Origin of the sequence: Streptomyces sp. DT224 (assembly GCF_049844595.1) — a bacterium.
Lineage (GTDB): Bacteria > Actinomycetota > Actinomycetes > Streptomycetales > Streptomycetaceae > Streptomyces.
In genome coordinates this window covers 195,871-216,273 of record NZ_JBNCLI010000012.1, presented here as the reverse complement: position 1 = coordinate 216,273, position 20,403 = coordinate 195,871, and the positions used below count along the sequence as shown (strand labels likewise).

The window sequence follows — 20,403 nt, the reverse complement described above, 5'->3', positions numbered from 1 at the left end:
CTGTGTTCCGGGAGTTGAGGGCGGGTATGACGGTACGGGTGATGCTGATCTCACCGGCAATGAACGCGGCGTTGCGTGAGGCCCGGTTCGCCGGTGACGCCACGCTCGACGTGTCGGGTGTGCGTACGGCACGACTGGCCGCACCACACGTCCCGGACGCGGACCGGGCGGTGCACGGCCCGTCCCAGCGGTGCGCCCGTACGGCGGCGGCACTGGGCCTGCGCTCGATGGGCGAACCCGCGCTTCGTGATTGGGAGTTGGGCCGCTGGACGGGTGCCCGGCTGGACGAGGTGAGCACGCGCGAGCCGGCGGAAGTGGCCGCCTGGCTGGCCGACCCCTCGGCCGCCCCGCACGGCGGCGAGTCGCTGCTCGGCCTGTGCGCGCGGGCGGGGGCCTGGCTCGACTCGCTGAGCGGTGCCGGCCGGGTGCTGGCCGTCGCCGAACCGTCCTTGGTGCGTGCGACCGTGGTCCACGCGCTCGCGCTGCCGCCACCGGCGTTCTGGCGCCTCGACGTCGCCCCGCTCACGCTGACGGAGCTGAGCGGCCGGCCGGGGCGCTGGAACCTGCGCGTGGGGCGGCCGCTCGCCCCGCCGGGCCCGGCTACCCCCGGTACGTCTCCAGCAGCCTCAGCCACACCTCGCTGATCGTCGGGTAGGAGGGGACCACGTGCCACAACCGGTCGACGGGGATCTCGCCCGCGACCGCCATGGTCGCCGAGTGGAGCAGTTCGCCGATGCCGGGGCCGACGAAGGTGACACCCAGCAGGACTTCGCGGTCGAGGTCCACCACCATGCGGGCACGGCCCCGGTAGCCGTCCGCGTACAGGCCCGACCCGGCCACGGAGGCGAGGTCGTAGTCAACGGCGCGGACGCGGTGGCCGGCCTGTTCCGCCTCGGCCAGGGAGAGGCCCACCGAGGCGGCCTCCGGGTCGGTGAAGACGACCTGCGGGACAGCCCCGTGGTCGGCGGTCGCCGCGTGGGCGCCCCAGCGGGCGGTGTCCAGTGGCCTGCCCTGCGCGCGGGCCCCGATCGCGTCGCCCGTGATGCGTGCCTGGTACTTGCCCTGGTGGGTCAGGAGCGCGCGGTGGTTGACGTCGCCGGCCGCGTAGAGCCAGTCCGTGCCCTCGACCCGGCAGGTGTCGTCGACGGTGAGCCAGGAGCCGGGTTCCAGGCCGACCGTCTCCAGGCCCAGGCCGTCGGTGCGCGGGGCGCGACCGGTGGCGAAGAGGACCTCGTCGGCCTCGACGCTCTCGCCGTTGTCGAGTTCCACGGTGACCGGTCCTTCGCCGTCCGGGCGGCGTACGGCGGTGGCCGAGACTCCGGTACGGATGTCCGCGCCGGCCCCGGTGAGCGCCTCGGCGACCAGCTCGCCGGCGAACGGCTCCATCCGGGGCAGCAGCCCCTGGCCGCGCACGAGCATGGTGACCTCCGCGCCGAGCGCGTTCCACACGGTGGCCATCTCGACGCCGACGACTCCCCCGCCCACCACGACGAGCCGGCCGGGGACCGCCTTGGCGCTCGTCGCCTCGCGGCTGGTCCAGGGGCGGGCTTCCTCGATGCCGGGCAGGCCGGGGACCACGGCCCTGCTGCCCGTGCAGACGGCGACGGCGTGCCGGGCGGTGAGCCGGTGCTCCGTGCCGTCGGGCGCGGTGACGGTGACCTGCTTGACGCCGGTCAGCCGGCCGTGGCCGCGGAAGATGTCGGCCCCGATCCCGTCGAGCCAGGCGACCTGCCCGTCGTCCTTCCAGTGCGAGGCGTACTCGTCGCGGTGGGCGAGGACGGCGGCGGCGTCCAGCGGTCCCTGGACGGCGCCGCTCAGGCCGGGGACGCGGCGGGCGTCGGCGCGGGCGACCACGGGTCGCAGGAGCGCCTTGCTCGGCATGCACGCCCAGTAGGAGCACTCACCGCCGATCAGCTCCGACTCGACCACCGCGGTGGTCAGCCCGGCGGCCCGGGCCCGGTCCGCCACGTTCTCACCCACCGGACCTGCTCCGATGACCACGACGTCGTACTCGACGGGCTCCGCTCCATGTGTCATGCGGCTCATTCTGGCGGGGGGTGTGGGCGTCGGCCACATGGGCAGGCACGGAATAGCACGAGATCGGGCACCGTTGACCCGGACACGTCTCATACGGGCACAGGAAGAGGGAGCAACGCATGAGCACCGTAGAGCTCACCAAGGAAAACTTCGACCAGGTCGTCAGCGACAACGAGTTCGTCCTGATCGACTTCTGGGCTTCCTGGTGCGGCCCGTGCCGGCAGTTCGCCCCGGTGTACGACGCGGCGTCCGAGCGCCACACGGACCTGGTCTTCGCGAAGGTCGACACGGAGGCGCAGCAGGAGCTGGCGGCGGCCTTCGAGATCCGGTCGATCCCCACGCTGATGATCGTGCGGGACAACGTGGCGGTCTTCGCGCAGCCCGGCGCACTGCCGGAGGCGGCTCTGGAGGACGTGATCGGCCAGGCCAGGAAGCTGGACATGGACGAGGTGCGCAAGGCCGTCGAGGCCGAGCAGCAGAAGGGCGAGGCGGAGGGGCAGCAGCAGTAGCACCGCCTGCCCCCGCGGGGCTGCCTCAGGTGTCGGCCGCGCGCTCCGCGACCCGGGCCGAGAGCCCGTACGGGAGTTCCGACCCGTCGACGAGGAGGCCCTCGACGGCTTTGGTCCTCGGGTCGATGTCCGCCACCATGCCGTCCCCCGCGTACCGGGGATAGCCGGTCTCGCCCGTCTCACCCGTGGCGGTGACCACGGCCGACCGGATGGCGGCGCCCGGTCCCCCGCCGTCGGAGCCCTTGGCCGCGGCGCCCCTGACGCTGGCCCCCGTCGCGCCTTCTCCGGTCGCGGGGGCCTTGTCGTCGGTGAACTCGGGGACGATGAGGATTTCGTAGCTCTGCGGATCGCTCATGGCCAAGACGCTAGGGCCTGTCCGGCGGATCTTCGCGGATCAGCACGCGGCATCTGGTGCATCCCCACGTTCTCGGCTTCGCTCGAACAGGGGAGACCCCACTCCTCGGCGTGCGCCCGGATCATCCTTGTACTGGATGTACTTGGATGATTCGGGCGTGCGGCGAGAATGCGTGCCAGGCGTCGTGGGCCCACGAAGATCCGCCGGACAGGCCCTGGGCACGGGCGGTGCGCCGCGCAGGTCGTCGGTCCGGCTCAGCTGGATTCCCGTCGTACGGTGCGGGCGCGCAGCAGGTCGTGCCGCTCGGGCGGAGTCCTCGGGTGGCGGACAAGGCGGTCCACCAGGTCGGCCAGCGGCTGGGCGGTCGCCAGCTCCATCCGTACGCTGCTGAGCCTCGGCCGCAGCAGCCGCCCGAGCATCGAGTCGTCGGCGCCCACCACGGCGGCCTCGGCGGGTATCGCGATGCCGGCGTCCTGGAGCGCCCGCATCAGGAGCATCGCGTACGTGTCGTCGTACGCGAAGACGGCGTCCAGGCCGAGCGCGGGCCAGCGGGCGGCCACCGACGCGGCCGACTCCTCCTCGTAGCGCAGCGGCAGCACCTCGACGTGGGCGCCGCCGTTCAGCGCGGCCTCCCGGGCGCCGGCCAGGCGCGGGGCGGCGAAGAGCGCGGTGGCGGGGTCCTCGGGCATCACCACGCCGATGCGGCGCCTGCCGCGTTCCAGCAGATGGCGCACCGCGCAGCCGCCGACCTCCCGCTGATCCATGATCAGGGCGTGCGCGCCCTCCACCGGGTGGGGGCCCAGGGTGATGACCGCCTTGGCTCCGGAGCGCCGGAGCACGGCTGTGCCGCGCGGGGCGAGCGGGACGGAACCGGGCACGATGACGGCGGCGGGGCGCAGTTCCGCCCAGGCGCGGGCGGCGTCGTCGGCGTTGAGTCCGAGCGAGCCGTACTGGACGACCGTGTAGTCGAGGCGCCGGAGCCCCGACTCCAGGTCGCGCAGGAAGCGCAGGTGCAGGGGGCCGGTCGGCACGTTGCCGGTGGGCAGCAGCACCATGCGCGAGTGGCCGGCGCGCAGGGTGCGGGCGGCGGCGTGGGGTACGTAGCCGAGTTCGTCGGCGGCCTCCCGTACCCGGCGGCGGGTCTGGTCGCTGATCCGCACCTGCGCGTTGTTGTTGAGGACGTAGGACACGGTGGCCCGGGAGACGCCGGCGAGCCGCGCCACGTCGGCGCTGGTCGGAACGGGGCCTTCGGTGGGCTGATCGGGTAACTGGCTCATGGCTCCGGGCAGTCTTCCAGACCGTTGCGGCGCACCGGCGCGCAGGCCGGGCGGGGGAACCGCCTAGGGTGTTGCGATGACCATCCAGCACCGCAGCGACAGTTACGACGGTCCGGCCGCCTTCCCCGGCCGGACCGGTTCCACCGCGACCGCCCAGGCCGATCCGCGCGACGTGGGCCCGGTCCGCACCTCGTACGCCCCCGACCGGGACGGCGCGCCCGACCCCGGCGAGATCGTCTGGACCTGGGTGCCGTTCGAGGAGAACGACGGGCGCGGGAAGGACCGGCCGGTCCTGGTCGTGGCGCGGGAGGCGGCGGGCACGCTGCTGGCCGTGCAGCTGTCCAGCAAGCAGCACGACATGGACCGGGAGTGGGTGGCGCTGGGCGCGGGCCCCTGGGACAGCTCGGGGCGTCAGTCCTGGGTGGATCTGGACCGAGTCCTGCGGGTGCACGAGGACGGGATGCGACGCGAGGCGTGCGCCCTGGACCGGGCCAGGTTCGACCTGGTCGTCGGGCGGCTGCGGGAGCACTACGGCTGGGCGTGAGGGGCCGCCCGACAGGGCCCGGTCCTCACCCTCGACTTCAGGGTGAGGGTCACCCCCGGCCGGCGAACACCCGGTCGAACGCCACCCGGGTGGGCGAATCGTCGTCGCGGCCGAGGATGCCGAGGACGACTTGCTCGAAGTGGCCCGCGAACCGGCCCTCTCCCGTGAGCAGCGCGCGGAAGGCGCCCGCCACCTCCGCCGGGTCGTTGCGGAACACACCGCAGCCCCAGGCACCCAGGACGAGCCTGCGGTAGCCGCACACCGCCGCGACCTCCAGCACCCGCTCGGCGCGGGCGGCGAGCGCGGCCGGAACGCGGTGCGCCTCCTGCGGGGTGCGGGCACGGATGACCCCGGCGTTGGGGGCCGGGGAGGTGAGGAATCCGGCCGTGTACGGGGCGTCGAGCAGCCGGCCCCGGTCGTCGCGGAAGACCGGCACGCCGGGTGAGTGGATGACCCGGTCGGTGTAGAACGCGCTGCGCTCGGCACGGTGACGGGCGTAGAAGTCGGGCACCCGCAGCAGCGTGGCGTACAGCGCGGAGCCCCGGCACAGGGCCTCTTCCTGGGCCTGGGCGCCGTTGAGGTAGCCGCCGCCGGGGTTGCGGGCGGAGGCGTAGTTCAGGACGGCGACCTCGCCGGGCCCCTCGCGGGTCATCCGGGCGGCCGCCTGGAGGCTGCTCTCGCCGGTGACCTCGATGACCGGGGTCCGGTCCCGGTCGGGGGCCACCGGCACCGGCTCGGGGCCGTACAGTCGCGTACCCGCGAGGGCGGCCGCCACAGCCGTCCCGATGCCGATCTCGCGCCCGTTCCCGGCGCGGTAGGAACCCGCCCGGACGATCGCTTCCGTCTCGCGCGCGATGCCACGCAGCCGGGCGCTCATGGGCCCTCCCCCTTATGGTGCATACGGGGCATGATCGGCGTTCTTCTCCCGGACACGCAAGCGAATATCCGGCGAAGAAGGCACTCTTGTGCGATGCCTCAGTAGCGGTTTGGGTAGGACGGACGCACCGGAACAAGGAGGCCCGGCATGTCATCCGAGACACCCGGCGGCCATGGTCCGCCACCCGGTCAGACCCCGCCCCTCGGTGAGGGCGAGGCGGAGGATTTACTGCGCGGCATCTGTTTCAAGACGGGACCGCCGCGCACGGTGGGGGTCGAGCTGGAATGGCTCCTGCACGACCGTGACCAACCGCGGCGCACCGTCCCGCCCCACCTGCTGGAGGCGGCCGCAACGGCCGTCCGGGCGCTGCCCCTGAGCGCGGCGCTCACCTTCGAACCCGGCGGCCAGCTGGAACTCAGCTCGCGCCCCGCCGCTTCCCTGACGGCGTGTGTCGAGGACACCGCCGCCGATCTCACCGCCGTACGCGCCGCCCTGGACGGACTGGGCCTGGCTCCGGCGGGCCTGGGCGTCGATCCCTGGCAGACACCGCGCCGGCTCCTGCGCGAGCCCCGGTACGAGGCCATGGAGAAGGCCCTCGACCGATGGGGCCCGGCCGGCCGCGCCATGATGTGCACCACCGCGTCCGTCCAGGTCTGCCTGGACGCCGGGGAGGAGGAGCCCGGCCCGCTCGGGTACGCGCGGCGCTGGCGGCTCGCCCACCTGCTGGGCGCCGTCCTCGTGGCGGCCTTCGCCAACTCGCCGTTCCAGGGAGGCGGGCCGACGCCCTGGCGGTCCACCCGCCAGGCACTGTGGGCCGCCCTGGACCCGAAGCGGACACTGGCCCCGGACGGATTGCTGCCGCCCCGGGACGCCTGGGCCGCACACGTCCTGGACACGCCCGTGCTGTGCGTACGGGGCGAGGGGCCGTGGCACGTGCCGGACGGGCTCACCTTCCGCGGCTGGATCCGGTCCGGGGCGGCCGGGCGCCGCCCGGACCGGAGCGACCTCGACTACCACGTCACCACCCTGTTCCCGCCGGCCCGGCCGCGCGGGCACCTGGAGCTGCGCATGATCGACGCGCAGTCCGGTGACGACGGCTGGATCGTGCCGCTCGCGGTCACGACCGCCCTGTTCGACGACCCGGAGGCCGCGGAGACGGTGTACCGGACCGTGAAGCCGCTCGCCGAGACGGCCGGAGCGGACGCCGCACCACGCAACCCGCTGTGGACCGCGGCCGCCCGCGACGGCCTGGCGGATCCGGAGCTGCGCCAGGCGGCGGACGCCTGCTTCCGGCTCGCCCTGGAGGCGTTGCCCCGGCTGGGCGCGAGCGTCGCGGTGCGGGACGCGGTCGCCGGCTTCCACGACCGCTTCGTCGCCCGGGGCAGATGCCCGGCCGACGACCTGCGGGACCTGCTCACCACGGGCGGGGCGCGCCGCCCGGCCCATCCGAAGGGGACCCTGTCATGACCGAATCCCCCGCGCCCCCGCACGCCGGGGACGCCGAGGCGCTGCGCGGGCACGCGCTCGCCGCGCTGCTCACCGCCCGCAGGCGCACCGCGCTCCTCACCGACAGTGTCGACGACCACGAACTGGCCGCCCAGCACTCGCCGCTGATGTCACCGCTGGTCTGGGACCTGGCGCACATCGGCAACCAGGAGGAGCTGTGGCTGCTGCGCGGTGTGGCCGGACGGGAGGCGATGCGCCCGGAGATCGACGGGCTCTACGACGCCTTCGAGCATCCGCGCGCCACCCGGCCGTCCCTGCCGCTGCTGGCGCCCGACGAGGCCAGGTCGTACGCCTCGGAGGTGCGCGGCAGGGCGTTGGACGTGCTGGAGTCCGCCCCGCTCGGTGACGGGCCCGCGCTGGTCAGGTCCGGCTTCGCCTTCGGGATGATCGCGCAGCACGAACAGCAGCACGACGAGACGATGCTCATCACGCATCAGCTGCGCTCCGGTCCGGCCGCCCTGACGGCCCCGGAGCCGCCGCGCCCGGCGGACGACGCCCCGGTGCTGCCCGCGGAGGTCCTGGTGCCCGGCGGCCCGTTCACCATGGGCACGTCGGCCGAACCGTGGGCGCTGGACAACGAACGCCCCGCACACCGGCGGGACGTCGCCGGGTTCGTCATCGACACGGCTCCGGTGACATGCGGCGCGTACCGGGCGTTCATCGAGGACGGCGGATACGGCGAGCGGCGCTGGTGGGCGCCCGAGGGCTGGGCGATGGTCCGGGAGCACGATCTGGGCGCCCCGCTGTTCTGGCACCGGGAGGCCGGGCAGTGGCTGCGGCGGCGCTTCGGGGTGACCGAGCCGGTGCCGGACGACGAGCCGGTGGTGCACGTCAGCTGGTACGAGGCCGACGCGTACGCGCGCTGGGCGGGCCGCAGGCTGCCGACCGAGGCGGAGTGGGAAAAGGCGGCGCGCCACGATCCCGTCTCCGGGCGCTCGCGCCGCTATCCGTGGGGCGACGAGGACCCGACGCCGGAGCGGGCCAATCTGGGGCAGCGCCATCTGCGGCCCGCGCCCGCCGGGGCGTACCCGGCCGGGCGGGCTCCCTGCGGGGCGGGTCAGCTGATCGGTGACGTGTGGGAGTGGACGGCGAGCGACTTCCTGCCGTACCCGGGGTTCGCCCCGTTCCCGTACCGGGAGTACTCGGAGGTGTTCTTCGGTCCGGAGCACAAGGTGCTGCGGGGCGGCTCGTTCGCAGTGGACGCGGTGGCCTGCCGGGGCACGTTCCGCAACTGGGACCTGCCGGTCCGGCGGCAGATCTTCGCCGGGTTCCGTACCGCGAGGGACCTCTGATGTGCCGGCACATCGCCTACCTGGGGCCGCCGGTCGCCCTGGGCGAGGTGCTGTCGCACCCGGCGCACTCCCTGGTGCGGCAGTCGTGGGAGCCCCGCCGCCAGCGGTACGGCACGGTCAACGCGGACGGCTTCGGGGTCGGCTGGTACGCGGAGGGCGACCCGGTCCCGGGGCGCTACCGGCGCCAGGGCCCCGTCTGGGGCGACCAGACCTTCGCCGACCTGGTCCGGGTGGTCCGCAGCCACGCCCTGCTCGCCGCGGTCCGGGACGCGACCGGCGCCGATCCGGACGGCGAGGCGGCCGCGGCTCCGTTCGCCGCGGACCAGGTGCTGTTCAGCCACAACGGCGCGGTGCTGGGCTGGCCCGGTTCGATGGCGTCCGTGGCGGCCACCCTGCCCCCGGCCGAGCTGCTGCGGCTCGCGGCGCGCAGCGACTCCGCCCTGGTGTGGGCGCTGGTGCGGCACCGGCTCGCGACGGGCGACCCGCTCCCGCAGGCCGTGGCGGACTCGGTGTCCGAGGTGGCGGAGGCGGCGCCGGGCTCCCGGCTCAACCTGCTGCTCACCGACGGCCGCGCCATCGTGGCGACCGCCTGGGGCGACACCCTGTGGCATCTCACCGAGCCCGGCCGGCACACGGTCGTCGCCTCGGAGCCGTACGACGACGACCCCCGCTGGTACGAGGTACCCGACCGCACCCTGCTGACCGCGACCGCCGGCGACGTCCTGCTGACCCCGCTGAAGGAGCCCCGCACGTGAGTCCCTTCCTGCTGACCCGCACCCTGCCCGTGGACGCGACGGACGCGGCGCTGCGCGCCGATGTGCTGCACGGCCTGTCCCGGCGCCCGAAGACGCTGCCGCCGAAGTGGTTCTACGACGCCCGGGGCAGCGAACTGTTCGAGGAGATCACCCGTCTGCCCGAGTACTATCCGACGCGCGCCGAACGGGAGATCCTGGTCGACCGGGCGGGCGAGATCGCCGCAGCCTCCGGCGCCCGCACCCTGGTCGAGCTGGGTTCCGGCTCGTCGGAGAAGACCCGGTATCTGCTGGACGCGCTGACGGATCTGCACAGTTACGTACCGGTCGACGTCAGCGAGAGCGCGCTGCGCGGCGCGGCGGACGCCCTGCTGAAGGAGCGGCCGCGGCTGTCCGTGCACGCGCTGATCGCCGACTTCACCGCCGGGCTGACGCTGCCAAAGACGCCCGGGCCCCGGCTGGTGGCGTTCCTGGGCGGCACCCTCGGCAACCTCCTGCCGGGTGAGCGGTCGGTGTTCCTGAAGTCGGTGCGCGATCTGCTGGTGCCCGGGGACACGCTGCTGCTCGGCACGGATCTCGTGAAGGACGAGGAGGTGCTGGTCGCGGCGTACGACGACGCGGCGGGGGTGACGGCGGCGTTCAACCGCAACGTGCTGTCGGTCGTCGACCGGGAGCTGGGCGCGGACTTCATACCGGAGGACTTCGCGCACGTGGCGCGGTGGAATCCGCAGGAGGAGTGGATCGAGATGCGGCTGCGGGCCCGCCGGTCCCTGACGGTGAAGATTCCGGAACTGGATCTCGTGGTGCCGTTCGAGGCGGGTGAGGAACTGCGGACCGAGGTGTCCGCCAAGTTCCGCGAGGACGGGGTGCGCGGCGAGCTGGCCGGGGCGGGGCTCCGCCTGGCCCACTGGTGGACGGACTCCGAGGGCAGATTCGCGCTGTCCCTGTCCACGGTGGACTGACCGGGAGCTACGGGTACGGGGCCGGCGGTGTCCGGTCCCGTACCCGCGCCGGGGGGTCAGCTGCCGGCGAGCACGGCGGTGATCTTCTCGGAGGCGGTCTTCGCCTCGGTCGCCGGGTCACCGCCCTGGAGGACGGCCGTCATGTACTTCTTGATCGGGTTGTCGGCCTCGACCGCGGCCCACTGCGGGGAGTTGGGTGTGGCGTGGCCCTGCGCCGCGCCCTCGGCCATGGCGGCGGTGCTCTCCTCACCCTCGATGACATGGGCGAGGGAGGGCTTGTTGGGCACGTAGCTCATCGTCTTGGCCAGTTCTTCCTGCCACTCGGCCCCGGCCAGCGCCTTGATGACCTCGTAGGCGGCGGCGCGCTGATCGGACTTCTGCGGCACGATCAGGTCGGAGCCGCCGGTGAACACCGAACCGGGCGCCTTGGCGGACTTGCCGGGAATCGGGAAGTAGCCGAGCTTCCCCTTGAGTTCGGGGTTCTTCTTCTCGATCAGAGTCGCCGTGCTGGGGGTGGAGATGATCTGGGCGACATTCCCCTCGGCGAACACATTGGCCTGCGGGGGCTTTTCCTCGTCGGCGTCCTTGGGTCCGTCGCCCAGCGCCTGGAGTTCGGAATAGAACTGCATGCCCTTGAGCGCGGCTTGCGTGTCGAGAGTGCCCTCCCAGTCGCCCTCCTCGTCGCTGGCGAGTTGCCCGCCCTCGTCCCAGATGAACCCGGCGAGGACGTACCAGTTCTGCCCCGGCAGGTACATGCCCTGAATTCCGTCGCGGTTCAGTTTCCGGGTGTCGGTGATCCACTGCGCGCGCGTCTTCGGCGGGTTCTTGATGCCCGCGTCCTCGAAGATGTCCTTGTTGTAGATCACCACGCGGTTGGCCGCGTACCACGGGATGCCGTACTGGACGCCGCCGATGCTCCCCGGCTCGGCGAGACCGGGCAGCCAGTCCTCCCGGCCCAGGTCACGCATGGATTCGAGGGTGAGGTCGCGCAGGTGGCCGCTCTCGGCGTACTGGGCGACCTGGGTGTTGCCGACCTCGATGACGTCGGGGGTGTCCTTGCCGGCGAGCGCCTCCAGGACCTTGGGGCCGATGCCACCCCATTCCTGGATCTTGAACTCCAGTTCGACCGAGGAGTGCTCGTCCTCGTACGACTTCTTGAAACGGTCCAGGAAGTCGGCGGTGACGCTGTCCTTCATCAGCCAGATCGTCACCTTCTTGCCGCCTGAGCCGCCGGTTCCGGGGATCACGCCGCAGCCACCCAGCGCAACAGTGGAAATAAGGGCGACAGCTCCGATGAGCATGCGGTTTTTCACGGTTCACCTTCTGCGGAACGGCAGGACGAAAGTTGCGGACCCGGTGTGGGGGACTGCGAACTGCGCTCGCACGGGCGTGGCTGGATTTTGGTATGGACCAATACTTTGGTCAAGCGCCGTTCCGGACATGCCCGGCGTCGGCGACCTCTCGCGAACCGGGCCGAGGTAGGGCACCTTGGTAGGGACGAGAGGAGACAAACCGTGTCAAATCACACGTATCGTGTCACCGAAATCGTAGGAACCTCCCAGGAGGGCGTGGACGAGGCGATTCGCAACGGTGTCGCAAGAGCCTCGGAAACGTTGCACAATCTCGACTGGTTCGAGATCACCCAGGTGCGCGGGCAGATCGAGGACGGCCGGATCGCGCACTACCAGGTCGGCCTGAAAGTGGGCTTCCGGCTCGACGACCCGAAGTGACGCGCCGGCCCGTCACCCCGCGCGGGCGCGACCGGTTCAGGTCCGCCCCTCGCGCTCCTGTGCGTCCCTCAGCGCGGGCGAGGCCGGGGTCCAGCGGGCGCGCACGACGGTGAATCCGGCCAGCTCGGCGGCGTCGCAGACCAGTTCGTCGTCGTCCACGAGCATGCGCACCGTACGGTCGCGGCCGAGCCGCTCCAGGATCTCCAGCTTGGTCCGGCGCGCCGGCCGCCGGTCGTCGTTGCGCCGCATGTGCAGCCGCCCCTCGGGGAGCCCCTGACGGGCCAGCCAGGCCACGGTGTCCTTGCGGCACCGCTCCGGCCGCCCGGTGAGGTAGACGATCTCGCACTCCTCGGCACTGCTCAGCGCAAGCCGTACGCCCTCGTCCAGCGGCGGGTCGTCCATGGCGGCGGCGAAGAAGGCGGCCCAGTTCCGGCGGCCCTCCAGATGGTGCTGGCGGTGCGTGGTGTCGGCGAGCGTACCGTCAAGATCGAACACGGCCACCGGCCGGACGTCGTTTCTCATGCGGCCAGCAAACCAAGCGGCGGCACCATCCGGCGAACCGGCACGACCGGCGGCCGGCCCGCACCGAGTACGGAGACCCCTCCCCCATGACCTCGCCCCACGATCCGTACGTCCGGGTCCGAGGCGCCCGCGAGCACAATCTGCGGAACGCCGACGTCGACATCCCCCGCGACACCCTCACCGTCTTCACCGGCGTCTCCGGCTCGGGCAAGTCCTCGCTGGCCTTCGGCACGATCTACGCGGAGGCCCAGCGGCGCTACTTCGAGTCCGTGGCCCCGTACGCCAGGCGGCTGATCCATCAGGTCGGCACGCCCGCCGTCGGGGAGGTCACCGGACTGCCGCCGGCCGTCTCGCTGGAGCAGCGCAGATCGGCGCCGGGGGCCCGGTCGTCCGTGGGCACGGTGACGACGCTGTCCAACTCGCTGCGGATGCTGTTCTCGCGGGCCGGGGACTATCCGCAGGGGGCCGAGCGGCTGGACTCGGACGCGTTCTCGCCGAACACCGCCGCCGGGGCGTGCCCCCGCTGCCACGGCCTCGGCCGGGTCCACCGCACCAGCGAGGAACTGCTGGTCCCGGACCCGGACCTGTCGGTCAGGGAGGGCGCGATCGCCGCCTGGCCGGGCGCCTGGCAGGGCAAGAACCTGCGCGATGTGCTGGACGCCCTCGGCTACGACGTGGACCGGCCGTGGCGGGAGCTGGACCCGGCCGACCGGGAGTGGATCCTGTTCACCGACGAGCAGCCGGTGGTGACCGTCCACCCGGTGCGCGAGGCGGGGCGCATCCAACGGCCCTATCAGGGCACGTACATGAGTGCCCGGCGCTATGTGATGCACACCTTCGCCGACTCGAAGAGCGCCACCCTGCGGGCGAAGGCCGAGCGCTTCCTGACCAGCGAGCCCTGCCCGGTGTGCGGGGGCAGCAGGCTGCGGCCGGAGGCCATGGCCGTCACCTTCGCGGGGCGCACCATCGCGGAGCTCGCGGGCCTGGCGCTCACCGAGCTGGCCGATCTGCTCGCGGCGGCGGGTGGCGACGCAACCGCCCGGGTGCTGACGGCGGACCTCCTCGCCCGCATCGGGACCGTCACCGAACTGGGCCTCGGCTACCTGAGCCTGGACCGCACGGCGCCCACGCTCTCCTCCGGCGAACTCCAGCGGCTGCGGCTGGCGACCCAGCTGCGGGCAGGGCTCTTCGGCGTGGTGTACGTCCTGGACGAGCCGTCCGCCGGTCTGCATCCGGCGGACACCGAGGCGCTGCTCGCGGTGCTGGGGCGGCTGAAGGAGGCCGGGAACACGGTCTTCGTGGTGGAGCACCAGATGGACGTGGTGCGGCGGGCCGACTGGCTGGTGGACGTGGGGCCGCTGGCCGGTGAGCACGGTGGCCGGGTGCTGCACAGCGGGCCGCCCGCCGGGCTCGCCGGGGTCGCGGAGTCGGCCACCCGGCGCTTCCTGTTCCCGGACGCGCCTCCCCCGTCGCGCGAGGTGCGCGCACCCTCGGGGTGGCTGCGGCTGTACGGGGTGGAGCGGCACAACGTGCGCGGGGTGGACGCGGCGTTCCCGCTGGGTGTGTTCACGGCGGTGACCGGGGTCTCCGGCTCCGGCAAGTCGACGCTGGTGGGGCAGGTGCTGGCGGGGGCGCTCGCGGACCGGCGCGGTGCCGGCCCGGACTCCGGCGAGCGGGAGCAGGTGGTGGCCGGATACGCCCGCGCCGAAGGGCTGGACGCGGTGGACCGGCTGGTGCAGGTGGACCAGCGGCCCATCGGGCGTACGCCGCGCTCCAACCTGGCGACGTACACCGGCCTGTTCGACGTGGTGCGCAAGCTGTTCGCGGCCGGCCCCCTGGCCCGGGAACGGGGGTACCGGGCCGGGCGGTTCTCGTTCAACGTGACCGGCGGGCGGTGCGAGACGTGCCAGGGCGAGGGGTTCGTCTCGGTGGAGCTGCTGTTCCTGCCGAGCACGTACGCGCCCTGCCCGGACTGTCACGGGGCGCGCTACAACCCGGAGACGCTCGAGGTGACGCTGCGCGGGCTGAACATCGCCCAGGTGCTGGACCTGACCGTGGAGTCGGCGGCCGGGTTCTTCGCCGGGACCCCGGCCGCCGCGCGCAGCCTGGGGACGCTGCTGGACGTGGGGCTCGGCTATCTGCGGCTCGGGCAGCCCGCGACGGAGCTGTCCGGCGGCGAGGCACAGCGGATCAAGCTGGCGGCGGAGCTCCAGCGGACGCGCCGGGGGCACACGCTGTACCTCCTGGACGAGCCGACGACGGGGCTGCATCCGGCCGATGTCGAGGTGCTCATGCGGCAGTTGCACGGGCTGGTGGAGGCCGGGTCCACGGTGGTGGTCGTGGAGCACGACATGGCCGTCGTCGCGGGTGCGGACTGGGTGATCGACCTCGGTCCGGGCGGCGGTGACCGGGGCGGCCGGATCGTGGCCGAGGGGCCTCCGGCCGAGGTGGCGCGGGTACCGGAGAGCCGGACCGCGGGGTATCTGCGGACCGCTCTCGGGCTTGCCTGAGCGGTCGGCGATCCCCAACTCCGGTGGGGTTCATGAGGGTTGGCGTTCGGCGCAGGGAAGGGGAATGAAACAGTAAAGAATGTTGACAGTTATCTGGTCCATACCAATCATGGGCATGCCACACGGTCGTACGTCGCCGAGCGGCATGTGAGCCCCGGCCGGGAATCACAGGAACGGGCCGCGCCCCTCCCCGGGCGCGGCCGAGCCGTGCATCCGCCCGTTGTCCCACCCCGCTGGGAGCTGCCCCATGAGACGTCCAAGAACAGTCGGCGCCGTCCTGAGCGCCTTGGCCACCGCCGTCGCGTCCGCAGGTCTGGTCCTCGAATCAGGCGCCGGCGCCCAGGCCGCCACCACCGCCGCCACCCCCATGCCCGCGCACGTCTTCGCCCCGTACTTCGAGGCGTGGAACGGCGACAGCCCGGCCGCGCTCGCCCAGGCGTCCGGCGCCAAGTACCTGACCATGGCCTTCATCCAGGCCGCGACCAAGGGCTCTTGCACCCCGTACTGGAACGGTGATTCGGGCATGCCGATCGCCCAGTCCGAGTTCGGCGCCGACTTCACCACGATGCGCTCGCGCGGCGGCGACGTGATCCCGTCGTTCGGCGGCTACACCGCGGACAACACCGGCACCGAGATCGCCGACAGCTGCACCGACGTGGACTCGATCGCCACCGCGTACGAGAAGGTCATCACGACCTACGACGTGTCCCGCCTCGACATGGACATCGAGGACAACTCGCTGACGAACAGCGCCGGCATCGACCGCCGCAACAAGGCGCTCAAGAAGGTCCAGGACTGGGCCGCCGCCAGTGGGCGTCCGCTGCAGATCTCGTACACCCTGCCCACCACGACCAGCGGTCTGGCGAGCAGCGGTCTCGCGGTGCTCAAGAACGCGGTGTCCAACGGCACGCAGGTCGACGTCGTCAACCTCATGACGTTCGACTACTACGACGGCGCCGCGCACGACATGGCCAAGGACACCCAGACCGCGATCACCGGTCTGAAGGGCCAGCTGGCGAAGCTCTACCCGTCGAAGACCGACGCCCAGCTGTGGGGCATGACCGGCATCATCGAGATGCCCGGCATCGACGACTACGGACCGGCCGAGACCTTCACGACGGCCAACGCGCCCGTGGTGTACGACTGGGCCGTCTCCAAGGGCGTCGGCACCCTGTCGTTCTGGGCGCTCCAGCGCGACAACGGCGGCTGCCCCGGCACCGGCGGGAGCGACACCTGCTCCGGCATCGCGCAGGACACCTGGTACTTCACGCACACCTTCGCCCCGTTCACCGGCGGCGGCAGCGGCCCGGTGACCGACGACTACTCGGTGGCCGTGACCCCCTCCTCGGCCACGGTCGAGCCGGGCAGGTCGACGACCGCGACCGTGAAGACCGCGGTGACCTCGGGCGCCGCCAAGACGGTCGCGCTGACCACGAGCGGCGCCCCGGCCGGGGTGACCGCGACGCTCAGCCCGACCTCGGTGACGGCCGGCGGCTCCTCGACGCTGACGCTCAGCGCCTCGGCGTCGGCGGCCCCGGGCACGTACACCGTCACCGTGACCGGCACCTCCGGCACGCTCAGCCACTCTGCCTCGTTCACCCTGACGGTGCCCGGCGCCGGTGGCGGCACGGGGTCCCTGGTCAACGGTGACTTCGAGACGGGTGCCCTGGGTCCGTGGACCTGCGAGTCCGGTGGCGCGGTCGTCTCCTCGCCGGTGCACGGCGGCACGCACGCGCTGTCCGTCGCGGCCACCTCGTCGCAGACCGGCGAGTGCGCGCAGACGCTCACCCTCTCCCCCAACACCACGTACACCCTGCAGGGTTACGTGCAGGGGAACTACGCCTACCTCGGTGTGCGGGGCGGCGCGACGGCGAGCACCTGGGGCCTCTTCAGCGGCTACACCAAGCAGTCGGTGACCTTCACCACCGGTGCCGGCGGCTCGGTCACGGTCTACCTGCACGGCTGGTACGGCCAGGGCACGGTGTACGGGGACGACCTCTCCGTGACCAAGTCCTGACCGCCGAGGGTCCCGGAGGCGGGCGGCCTCCGGGACCCTCGGCCGTGCGGTGGCTCAGCGGCGGGCCTTGCGGGTCGCCCGCAGCCACTCCTTGTTCATGGCCGAGATCGACGGCAGCGGGATGCCCTTGGGGCAGGCGGTGGCGCACTCACCGGCGAGCGTGCAGCCGCCGAAGCCCTCGCTGTCCATCTGCTCCACCATGTCGAGCACCCGGGTCTCCCGCTCGGGGGCGCCCTGCGGGAGCACGTTGAGGTGGTTGACCTTCGCCGAGGTGAAGAGCATCGCCGAGCCGTTGGGGCAGGCCGCGACGCAGGCGCCGCATCCGATGCACTCGGCGTGCTCGAAGGCGAAGTCGGCGTCCGGCTTCGGCACCGGGGTGGCGTGCGCGTCCGGGGCCGTACCGGTGGGGGCGGAGATGTAGCCGCCGGCCTGGATGATCCGGTCGAAGGCCGAGCGGTCCACGACCAGGTCCTTGACGACCGGGAAGGCCGAGGCGCGCCACGGTTCGATGTCGATGGTGTCGCCGTCGTCGAAGGACCGCATATGGAGCTGGCAGGTGGTGGTTCGCTCCGGACCATGGGCGTCGCCGTTGATGACGAGGCTGCACGCGCCGCAGATGCCCTCGCGGCAGTCGTGGTCGAAGGCGACGGGGTCGTCACCGGCCAGGATCAGTTCCTCGTTGAGCGTGTCGAGCATCTCCAGGAACGACATGTCCTGCGAGATGCCGTCCACCTCGTACGTGGACATGGCGCCGGGGGCGTCGGCGTTCTTCTGGCGCCAGACGCGCAGGGTGAGCTTCATGCGTAGCTCCGCTGGGTGGGGTGGACGTACTCGAAGACGAGGTCTTCCTTGTGGAGGACGGGGGCCTCGCCGGTGGCGGTGAACTCCCAGGCGGCGCCGTAGGAGAACTCCTCGTCGCGCCGGGCGGCCTCGCCGTCCGGGGTCTGGGACTCCTCGCGGAAGTGGCCGCCGCAGGACTCGGCGCGGTGCAGGGCGTCGAGGCACATGAGCTCGGCGAGCTCCAGGTAGTCCACGACGCGGTTGGCCTTCTCCAGCGACTGGTTGAGCTCGTCGCCGGTGCCCGGGACCTTGATGCGCCGCCAGAACTCCTCGCGGATCTGCGGGATCCGGGCGAGCGCGGTGCGCAGTCCCTCCTCGTTGCGGGCCATCCCGCAGTACTCCCACATGAGTTCGCCGATCTCGCGGTGGTAGGAGTCGGGGGTGCGGTCGCCGTCCACGGCCAGCAGCAGGTTGAGCCGGTCCTCGGTCTCGGCTACGGCCTCCTCGACGGCGGGGTGCGAGGCGTCGACGTCGTCGCGGTGCGGGTTGCGGGCGAGGTAGTCGTTGATGGTGGACGGCAGGACGAAGTAGCCGTCGGCGAGCCCTTGCATCAGCGCGGAGGCACCGAGGCGGTTGGCGCCGTGGTCGGAGAAGTTGGCCTCGCCGACCGCGAAGAGGCCCGGGATCGTGGTCTGGAGGTCGTAGTCGACCCAGAGCCCGCCCATCGTGTAATGCACCGCCGGATAGATCCGCATCGGGGTCACGTACGGGTCCTCGGCGGTGATCCGGGCGTACATGTCGAAGAGGTTGCCGTACTTCTCCTCGACCTTCGCCCGGCCCATCCGCCCGATGGCCTCGGCGAAGTCCAGGTAGACGCCCTGGCCGCCGGGTCCGACGCCGCGCCCCTCGTCGCAGACGTTCTTCGCGGCGCGCGAGGCGATGTCGCGGGGCACCAGGTTGCCGAAGGAGGGGTACTGGCGCTCCAGGTAGTAGTCGCGCTCGTCCTCGGGGATCTCGTTCGCGGGACGGGTGTCGCCCTTCGCCTTCGGAACCCAGATGCGGCCGTCGTTGCGCAGCGACTCGCTCATCAGCGTCAGCTTGGACTGGTGGTCGCCGGTGCGCGGGATGCAGGTGGGATGGATCTGGGTGAAGCAGGGGTTCGCGAAGTAGGCGCCGCGCCGGTGGGCCCGCCAGATGGCGGTGGCGTTGGAGTTCATCGCGTTGGTCGACAGGTAGAAGACGTTCCCGTAGCCGCCGCTGGCGAGGACCACGGCGTCGGCGAAGTAGGTGTCGATCCTCCCGGTGACGAGGTCGCGGGCGACGATGCCGCGCGCCCGGCCGTCGACGACGATCAGGTCGAGCATCTCGGTGCGGGGGTGCAGTTCGACGTTGCCCGCGGCGATCTGCCGGGACAGCGCCTGGTAGGCGCCGAGGAGCAGTTGCTGTCCGGTCTGGCCCCGGGCGTAGAAGGTGCGGGAGACCTGGACGCCGCCGAAGGAGCGGTTGTCGAGGAGGCCGCCGTACTCGCGGGCGAAGGGGACGCCCTGCGCGACGCACTGGTCGATGATCTCGACGGAGATCTGGGCGAGCCGGTGCACGTTGGACTCACGGGCGCGGAAGTCACCGCCCTTGACCGTGTCGTAGAAGAGGCGGTGCACCGAGTCGCCGTCGTTGCGGTAGTTCTTGGCGGCGTTGATGCCGCCCTGCGCGGCGACGGAGTGGGCCCGGCGGGGCGAGTCCTGGAAGCAGAACTGGACGACGTGGTAGCCCTGTTCGGCCAGGGTCGCACCGGCCGAGCCGCCGGCCAGGCCGGTGCCGACGACGATGACGGTGTGCTTGCGCCGGTTGGCGGGGTTGACCAGCTTGGCCTCGAAGCGGCGGGTGTCCCAGCGCTCCGCGACGGGGCCGGCGGGGGCCTTGGTGTCGGCGACGGGTTCGCCGGTCGTGTAGTGGGTGTAGTCGTTCATGTCAGCTCACCACTCCGGTCATGACGGCGACGGGTACGGAGATGAAGCCCACCGTCAGCACCAGCGCGAGGACATGGGCGAGGGTCTTCAGGGCGCGGTCGCGGCTCGCGCGGCCCGCGCCGAGCGTCTGCGCGGCGCTCCAGAACCCGTGCCGGACGTGGAGTCCCAGGGCGAGCATCGCGACGATGTAGATGACGTTGCCGTACCAGGTGGAGAAGGTGTCGATGACGTTCTGGTACGGGTGGCCGGACTGGAATCCGCCGGAGTGCACGGTGCCGGTCGTCAGGTCCAGGATGTGCCAGACGATGAACAGCCCGAGGATGACCCCGCCGTAGCGCATGGTGCGGGTGGCGTAGCTCGCGCGCGGCCGCTTGTGCACGTACGTGAGGGGCCGGGCCCGCAGGTCGCGCCTGCTGAGCTGGTACGCGGAGACCGCGTGCAGCACCACGGCGGCGACGAGCACCAGGCGCACGATCCACAGCGCCCACTCGTGGTGCAGGACCGGCTCCCCCATCACGCGCAGCCAGTGCGCGTAGCCGTTGAACTCACCGGACCCGAAGAAGATCTTCAGGTTTCCGATCATGTGGGCGACCAGGTAGAGGAGCATGACCAGACCGCTGACGGCCATGATCGCCTTCTTGCCGACGGTCGAGCCCCAGAGCGTACGCGTCATGGACGGCCGTCGGTCCGTCCGGGTTGCCAATGCCATGGACACGACGCTAGGGCCGGAGGGCCCGATCAGTCCAAGTCATGGAACGGCTGATCT

At 72.2% G+C, this 20,403-nt stretch carries 19 protein-coding genes; 10 read left to right on the top strand and 9 right to left on the bottom strand.

What is annotated here, in order from left to right; translation table 11 throughout:
• Positions 1–26: 26 nt before the first annotated feature.
• A complete protein-coding gene (locus ACLQ2N_RS29005; RefSeq protein ID WP_425817510.1) occupies positions 27–644 on the top strand; it encodes a histidine phosphatase family protein in 618 nt (205 codons plus the stop codon).
• On the opposite strand, the gene ACLQ2N_RS29000 is transcribed toward ACLQ2N_RS29005, so the two are convergent.
• Positions 601–2,037, bottom strand: coding sequence for a dihydrolipoyl dehydrogenase family protein (locus ACLQ2N_RS29000; RefSeq protein ID WP_425817508.1), 1,437 nt, complete (start codon positions 2,035–2,037; stop codon positions 601–603). The genes ACLQ2N_RS29005 and ACLQ2N_RS29000 overlap by 44 nt on opposite strands.
• A gap of 119 nt (positions 2,038–2,156) precedes the next feature.
• Here ACLQ2N_RS29000 and trxA point away from each other — a divergent pair, with 119 nt between their 5' ends.
• Positions 2,157–2,546 (top strand): thioredoxin, encoded by a 390-nt coding sequence (trxA, locus tag ACLQ2N_RS28995; protein ID WP_425817506.1) that lies wholly within the window; start codon positions 2,157–2,159, stop codon positions 2,544–2,546.
• A 25-nt stretch (positions 2,547–2,571) separates the two neighbouring features.
• On the opposite strand, the gene ACLQ2N_RS28990 is transcribed toward trxA, so the two are convergent.
• Positions 2,572–2,901: a hypothetical protein gene (locus tag ACLQ2N_RS28990; RefSeq protein ID WP_425817504.1), complete on the bottom strand. Its 330-nt coding sequence runs from the start codon at positions 2,899–2,901 to the stop codon at positions 2,572–2,574.
• 254 nt (positions 2,902–3,155) lie between these two features.
• The gene (locus tag ACLQ2N_RS28985; RefSeq protein ID WP_425817502.1) at positions 3,156–4,178 is read right to left on the bottom strand and encodes a LacI family DNA-binding transcriptional regulator; all 1,023 of its coding nucleotides are present in this window, start codon (positions 4,176–4,178) and stop codon (positions 3,156–3,158) included.
• Positions 4,179–4,254: 76 nt separating this feature from the next.
• Between ACLQ2N_RS28985 and ACLQ2N_RS28980 the strand changes: the two genes are divergently transcribed.
• A complete protein-coding gene (locus ACLQ2N_RS28980; protein WP_425817500.1) occupies positions 4,255–4,722 on the top strand; it encodes a type II toxin-antitoxin system PemK/MazF family toxin in 468 nt (155 codons plus the stop codon).
• Positions 4,723–4,771: 49 nt separating this feature from the next.
• On the opposite strand, the gene ACLQ2N_RS28975 is transcribed toward ACLQ2N_RS28980, so the two are convergent.
• Complete coding sequence (locus tag ACLQ2N_RS28975) at positions 4,772–5,599, bottom strand: TIGR02452 family protein (protein ID WP_425817498.1); 828 nt, start codon at positions 5,597–5,599, stop codon at positions 4,772–4,774.
• 147 nt (positions 5,600–5,746) lie between these two features.
• Between ACLQ2N_RS28975 and egtA the strand changes: the two genes are divergently transcribed.
• Genes egtA through egtD form a run of 4 tightly spaced genes read left to right on the top strand, consistent with a single transcriptional unit; the run spans position 5,747 to position 10,111 of the window.
• Positions 5,747–7,066: an ergothioneine biosynthesis glutamate--cysteine ligase EgtA gene (gene egtA, locus ACLQ2N_RS28970; RefSeq protein WP_425817496.1), complete on the top strand. Its 1,320-nt coding sequence runs from the start codon at positions 5,747–5,749 to the stop codon at positions 7,064–7,066.
• Complete coding sequence (egtB, locus tag ACLQ2N_RS28965) at positions 7,063–8,397, top strand: ergothioneine biosynthesis protein EgtB (RefSeq protein WP_425817494.1); 1,335 nt, start codon at positions 7,063–7,065, stop codon at positions 8,395–8,397. The genes egtA and egtB overlap by 4 nt, the downstream gene beginning before the upstream one ends.
• Entirely contained in the window at positions 8,397–9,152 is a 756-nt protein-coding gene (gene egtC, locus ACLQ2N_RS28960; RefSeq protein ID WP_425817492.1) for an ergothioneine biosynthesis protein EgtC, read from the top strand. The genes egtB and egtC overlap by 1 nt, the downstream gene beginning before the upstream one ends.
• Positions 9,149–10,111 (top strand): L-histidine N(alpha)-methyltransferase, encoded by a 963-nt coding sequence (gene egtD, locus ACLQ2N_RS28955; RefSeq protein WP_425817490.1) that lies wholly within the window; start codon positions 9,149–9,151, stop codon positions 10,109–10,111. The genes egtC and egtD overlap by 4 nt, the downstream gene beginning before the upstream one ends.
• 56 nt (positions 10,112–10,167) lie before the next feature.
• On the opposite strand, the gene ACLQ2N_RS28950 is transcribed toward egtD, so the two are convergent.
• A complete protein-coding gene (locus ACLQ2N_RS28950) occupies positions 10,168–11,424 on the bottom strand; it encodes an extracellular solute-binding protein (RefSeq protein ID WP_425817488.1) in 1,257 nt (418 codons plus the stop codon).
• A gap of 201 nt (positions 11,425–11,625) precedes the next feature.
• On the opposite strand from ACLQ2N_RS28950, the gene ACLQ2N_RS28945 reads away from it, so the two are divergent.
• On the top strand, positions 11,626–11,841 hold the full coding sequence (locus ACLQ2N_RS28945; protein WP_143622752.1) for a dodecin: 216 nt from the start codon (positions 11,626–11,628) through the stop codon (positions 11,839–11,841).
• 36 nt (positions 11,842–11,877) lie between these two features.
• Here the strand turns inward: ACLQ2N_RS28945 and ACLQ2N_RS28940 are convergent, their stop codons facing one another.
• Positions 11,878–12,363, bottom strand: coding sequence for an LNS2 domain-containing protein (locus ACLQ2N_RS28940; RefSeq protein ID WP_425817486.1), 486 nt, complete (start codon positions 12,361–12,363; stop codon positions 11,878–11,880).
• A gap of 86 nt (positions 12,364–12,449) precedes the next feature.
• On the opposite strand from ACLQ2N_RS28940, the gene ACLQ2N_RS28935 reads away from it, so the two are divergent.
• On the top strand, positions 12,450–14,873 hold the full coding sequence (locus ACLQ2N_RS28935) for an ABC transporter (protein ID WP_425817484.1): 2,424 nt from the start codon (positions 12,450–12,452) through the stop codon (positions 14,871–14,873).
• Positions 14,874–15,120: 247 nt separating this feature from the next.
• The gene (locus ACLQ2N_RS28930) at positions 15,121–16,890 is read left to right on the top strand and encodes a glycosyl hydrolase family 18 protein (protein ID WP_425817482.1); all 1,770 of its coding nucleotides are present in this window, start codon (positions 15,121–15,123) and stop codon (positions 16,888–16,890) included.
• A gap of 54 nt (positions 16,891–16,944) precedes the next feature.
• On the opposite strand, the gene ACLQ2N_RS28925 is transcribed toward ACLQ2N_RS28930, so the two are convergent.
• From ACLQ2N_RS28925 to ACLQ2N_RS28915, 3 genes are read right to left on the bottom strand one after another with little or no spacing between them, the layout of a single operon-like run.
• Positions 16,945–17,691 carry a succinate dehydrogenase/fumarate reductase iron-sulfur subunit gene (locus ACLQ2N_RS28925; protein WP_425817480.1) on the bottom strand — a complete coding sequence of 249 codons (747 nt, stop codon included), beginning with the start codon at positions 17,689–17,691 and terminating at the stop codon, positions 16,945–16,947.
• Positions 17,688–19,637, bottom strand: coding sequence for a fumarate reductase/succinate dehydrogenase flavoprotein subunit (locus ACLQ2N_RS28920; RefSeq protein ID WP_425817478.1), 1,950 nt, complete (start codon positions 19,635–19,637; stop codon positions 17,688–17,690). Before ACLQ2N_RS28920 ends, ACLQ2N_RS28925 begins: the two co-directional genes overlap by 4 nt.
• 1 nt (position 19,638) lies before the next feature.
• Entirely contained in the window at positions 19,639–20,346 is a 708-nt protein-coding gene (locus ACLQ2N_RS28915) for a succinate dehydrogenase (protein ID WP_425817476.1), read from the bottom strand.
• Between the last annotated feature and the right edge of the window lie 57 nt (positions 20,347–20,403).

Excerpts from the sequence above, each read along its gene's own strand:
- ACLQ2N_RS28935 (WP_425817484.1), top strand. The coding sequence starts at position 12,450 with ATGACCTCGCCCCACGATCCGTACGTCCGGGTCCGAGGCGCCCGCGAG.
- ACLQ2N_RS28915 (WP_425817476.1), bottom strand. The coding sequence starts at position 20,346 with ATGGCATTGGCAACCCGGACGGACCGACGGCCGTCCATGACGCGTACG.
- ACLQ2N_RS28925 (WP_425817480.1), bottom strand. The coding sequence starts at position 17,691 with ATGAAGCTCACCCTGCGCGTCTGGCGCCAGAAGAACGCCGACGCCCCC.
- trxA (WP_425817506.1), top strand. The coding sequence starts at position 2,157 with ATGAGCACCGTAGAGCTCACCAAGGAAAACTTCGACCAGGTCGTCAGC.
- ACLQ2N_RS28980 (WP_425817500.1), top strand. The coding sequence starts at position 4,255 with ATGACCATCCAGCACCGCAGCGACAGTTACGACGGTCCGGCCGCCTTC.
- ACLQ2N_RS28975 (WP_425817498.1), bottom strand. The coding sequence starts at position 5,599 with ATGAGCGCCCGGCTGCGTGGCATCGCGCGCGAGACGGAAGCGATCGTC.
- ACLQ2N_RS28920 (WP_425817478.1), bottom strand. The coding sequence starts at position 19,637 with ATGAACGACTACACCCACTACACGACCGGCGAACCCGTCGCCGACACC.
- ACLQ2N_RS28990 (WP_425817504.1), bottom strand. The coding sequence starts at position 2,901 with ATGAGCGATCCGCAGAGCTACGAAATCCTCATCGTCCCCGAGTTCACC.
- ACLQ2N_RS29005 (WP_425817510.1), top strand. The coding sequence starts at position 27 with ATGACGGTACGGGTGATGCTGATCTCACCGGCAATGAACGCGGCGTTG.
- ACLQ2N_RS29000 (WP_425817508.1), bottom strand. The coding sequence starts at position 2,037 with ATGACACATGGAGCGGAGCCCGTCGAGTACGACGTCGTGGTCATCGGA.
- egtC (WP_425817492.1), top strand. The coding sequence starts at position 8,397 with ATGTGCCGGCACATCGCCTACCTGGGGCCGCCGGTCGCCCTGGGCGAG.
- ACLQ2N_RS28985 (WP_425817502.1), bottom strand. The coding sequence starts at position 4,178 with ATGAGCCAGTTACCCGATCAGCCCACCGAAGGCCCCGTTCCGACCAGC.
- ACLQ2N_RS28940 (WP_425817486.1), bottom strand. The coding sequence starts at position 12,363 with ATGAGAAACGACGTCCGGCCGGTGGCCGTGTTCGATCTTGACGGTACG.
- egtB (WP_425817494.1), top strand. The coding sequence starts at position 7,063 with ATGACCGAATCCCCCGCGCCCCCGCACGCCGGGGACGCCGAGGCGCTG.
- egtA (WP_425817496.1), top strand. The coding sequence starts at position 5,747 with ATGTCATCCGAGACACCCGGCGGCCATGGTCCGCCACCCGGTCAGACC.
- ACLQ2N_RS28930 (WP_425817482.1), top strand. The coding sequence starts at position 15,121 with ATGAGACGTCCAAGAACAGTCGGCGCCGTCCTGAGCGCCTTGGCCACC.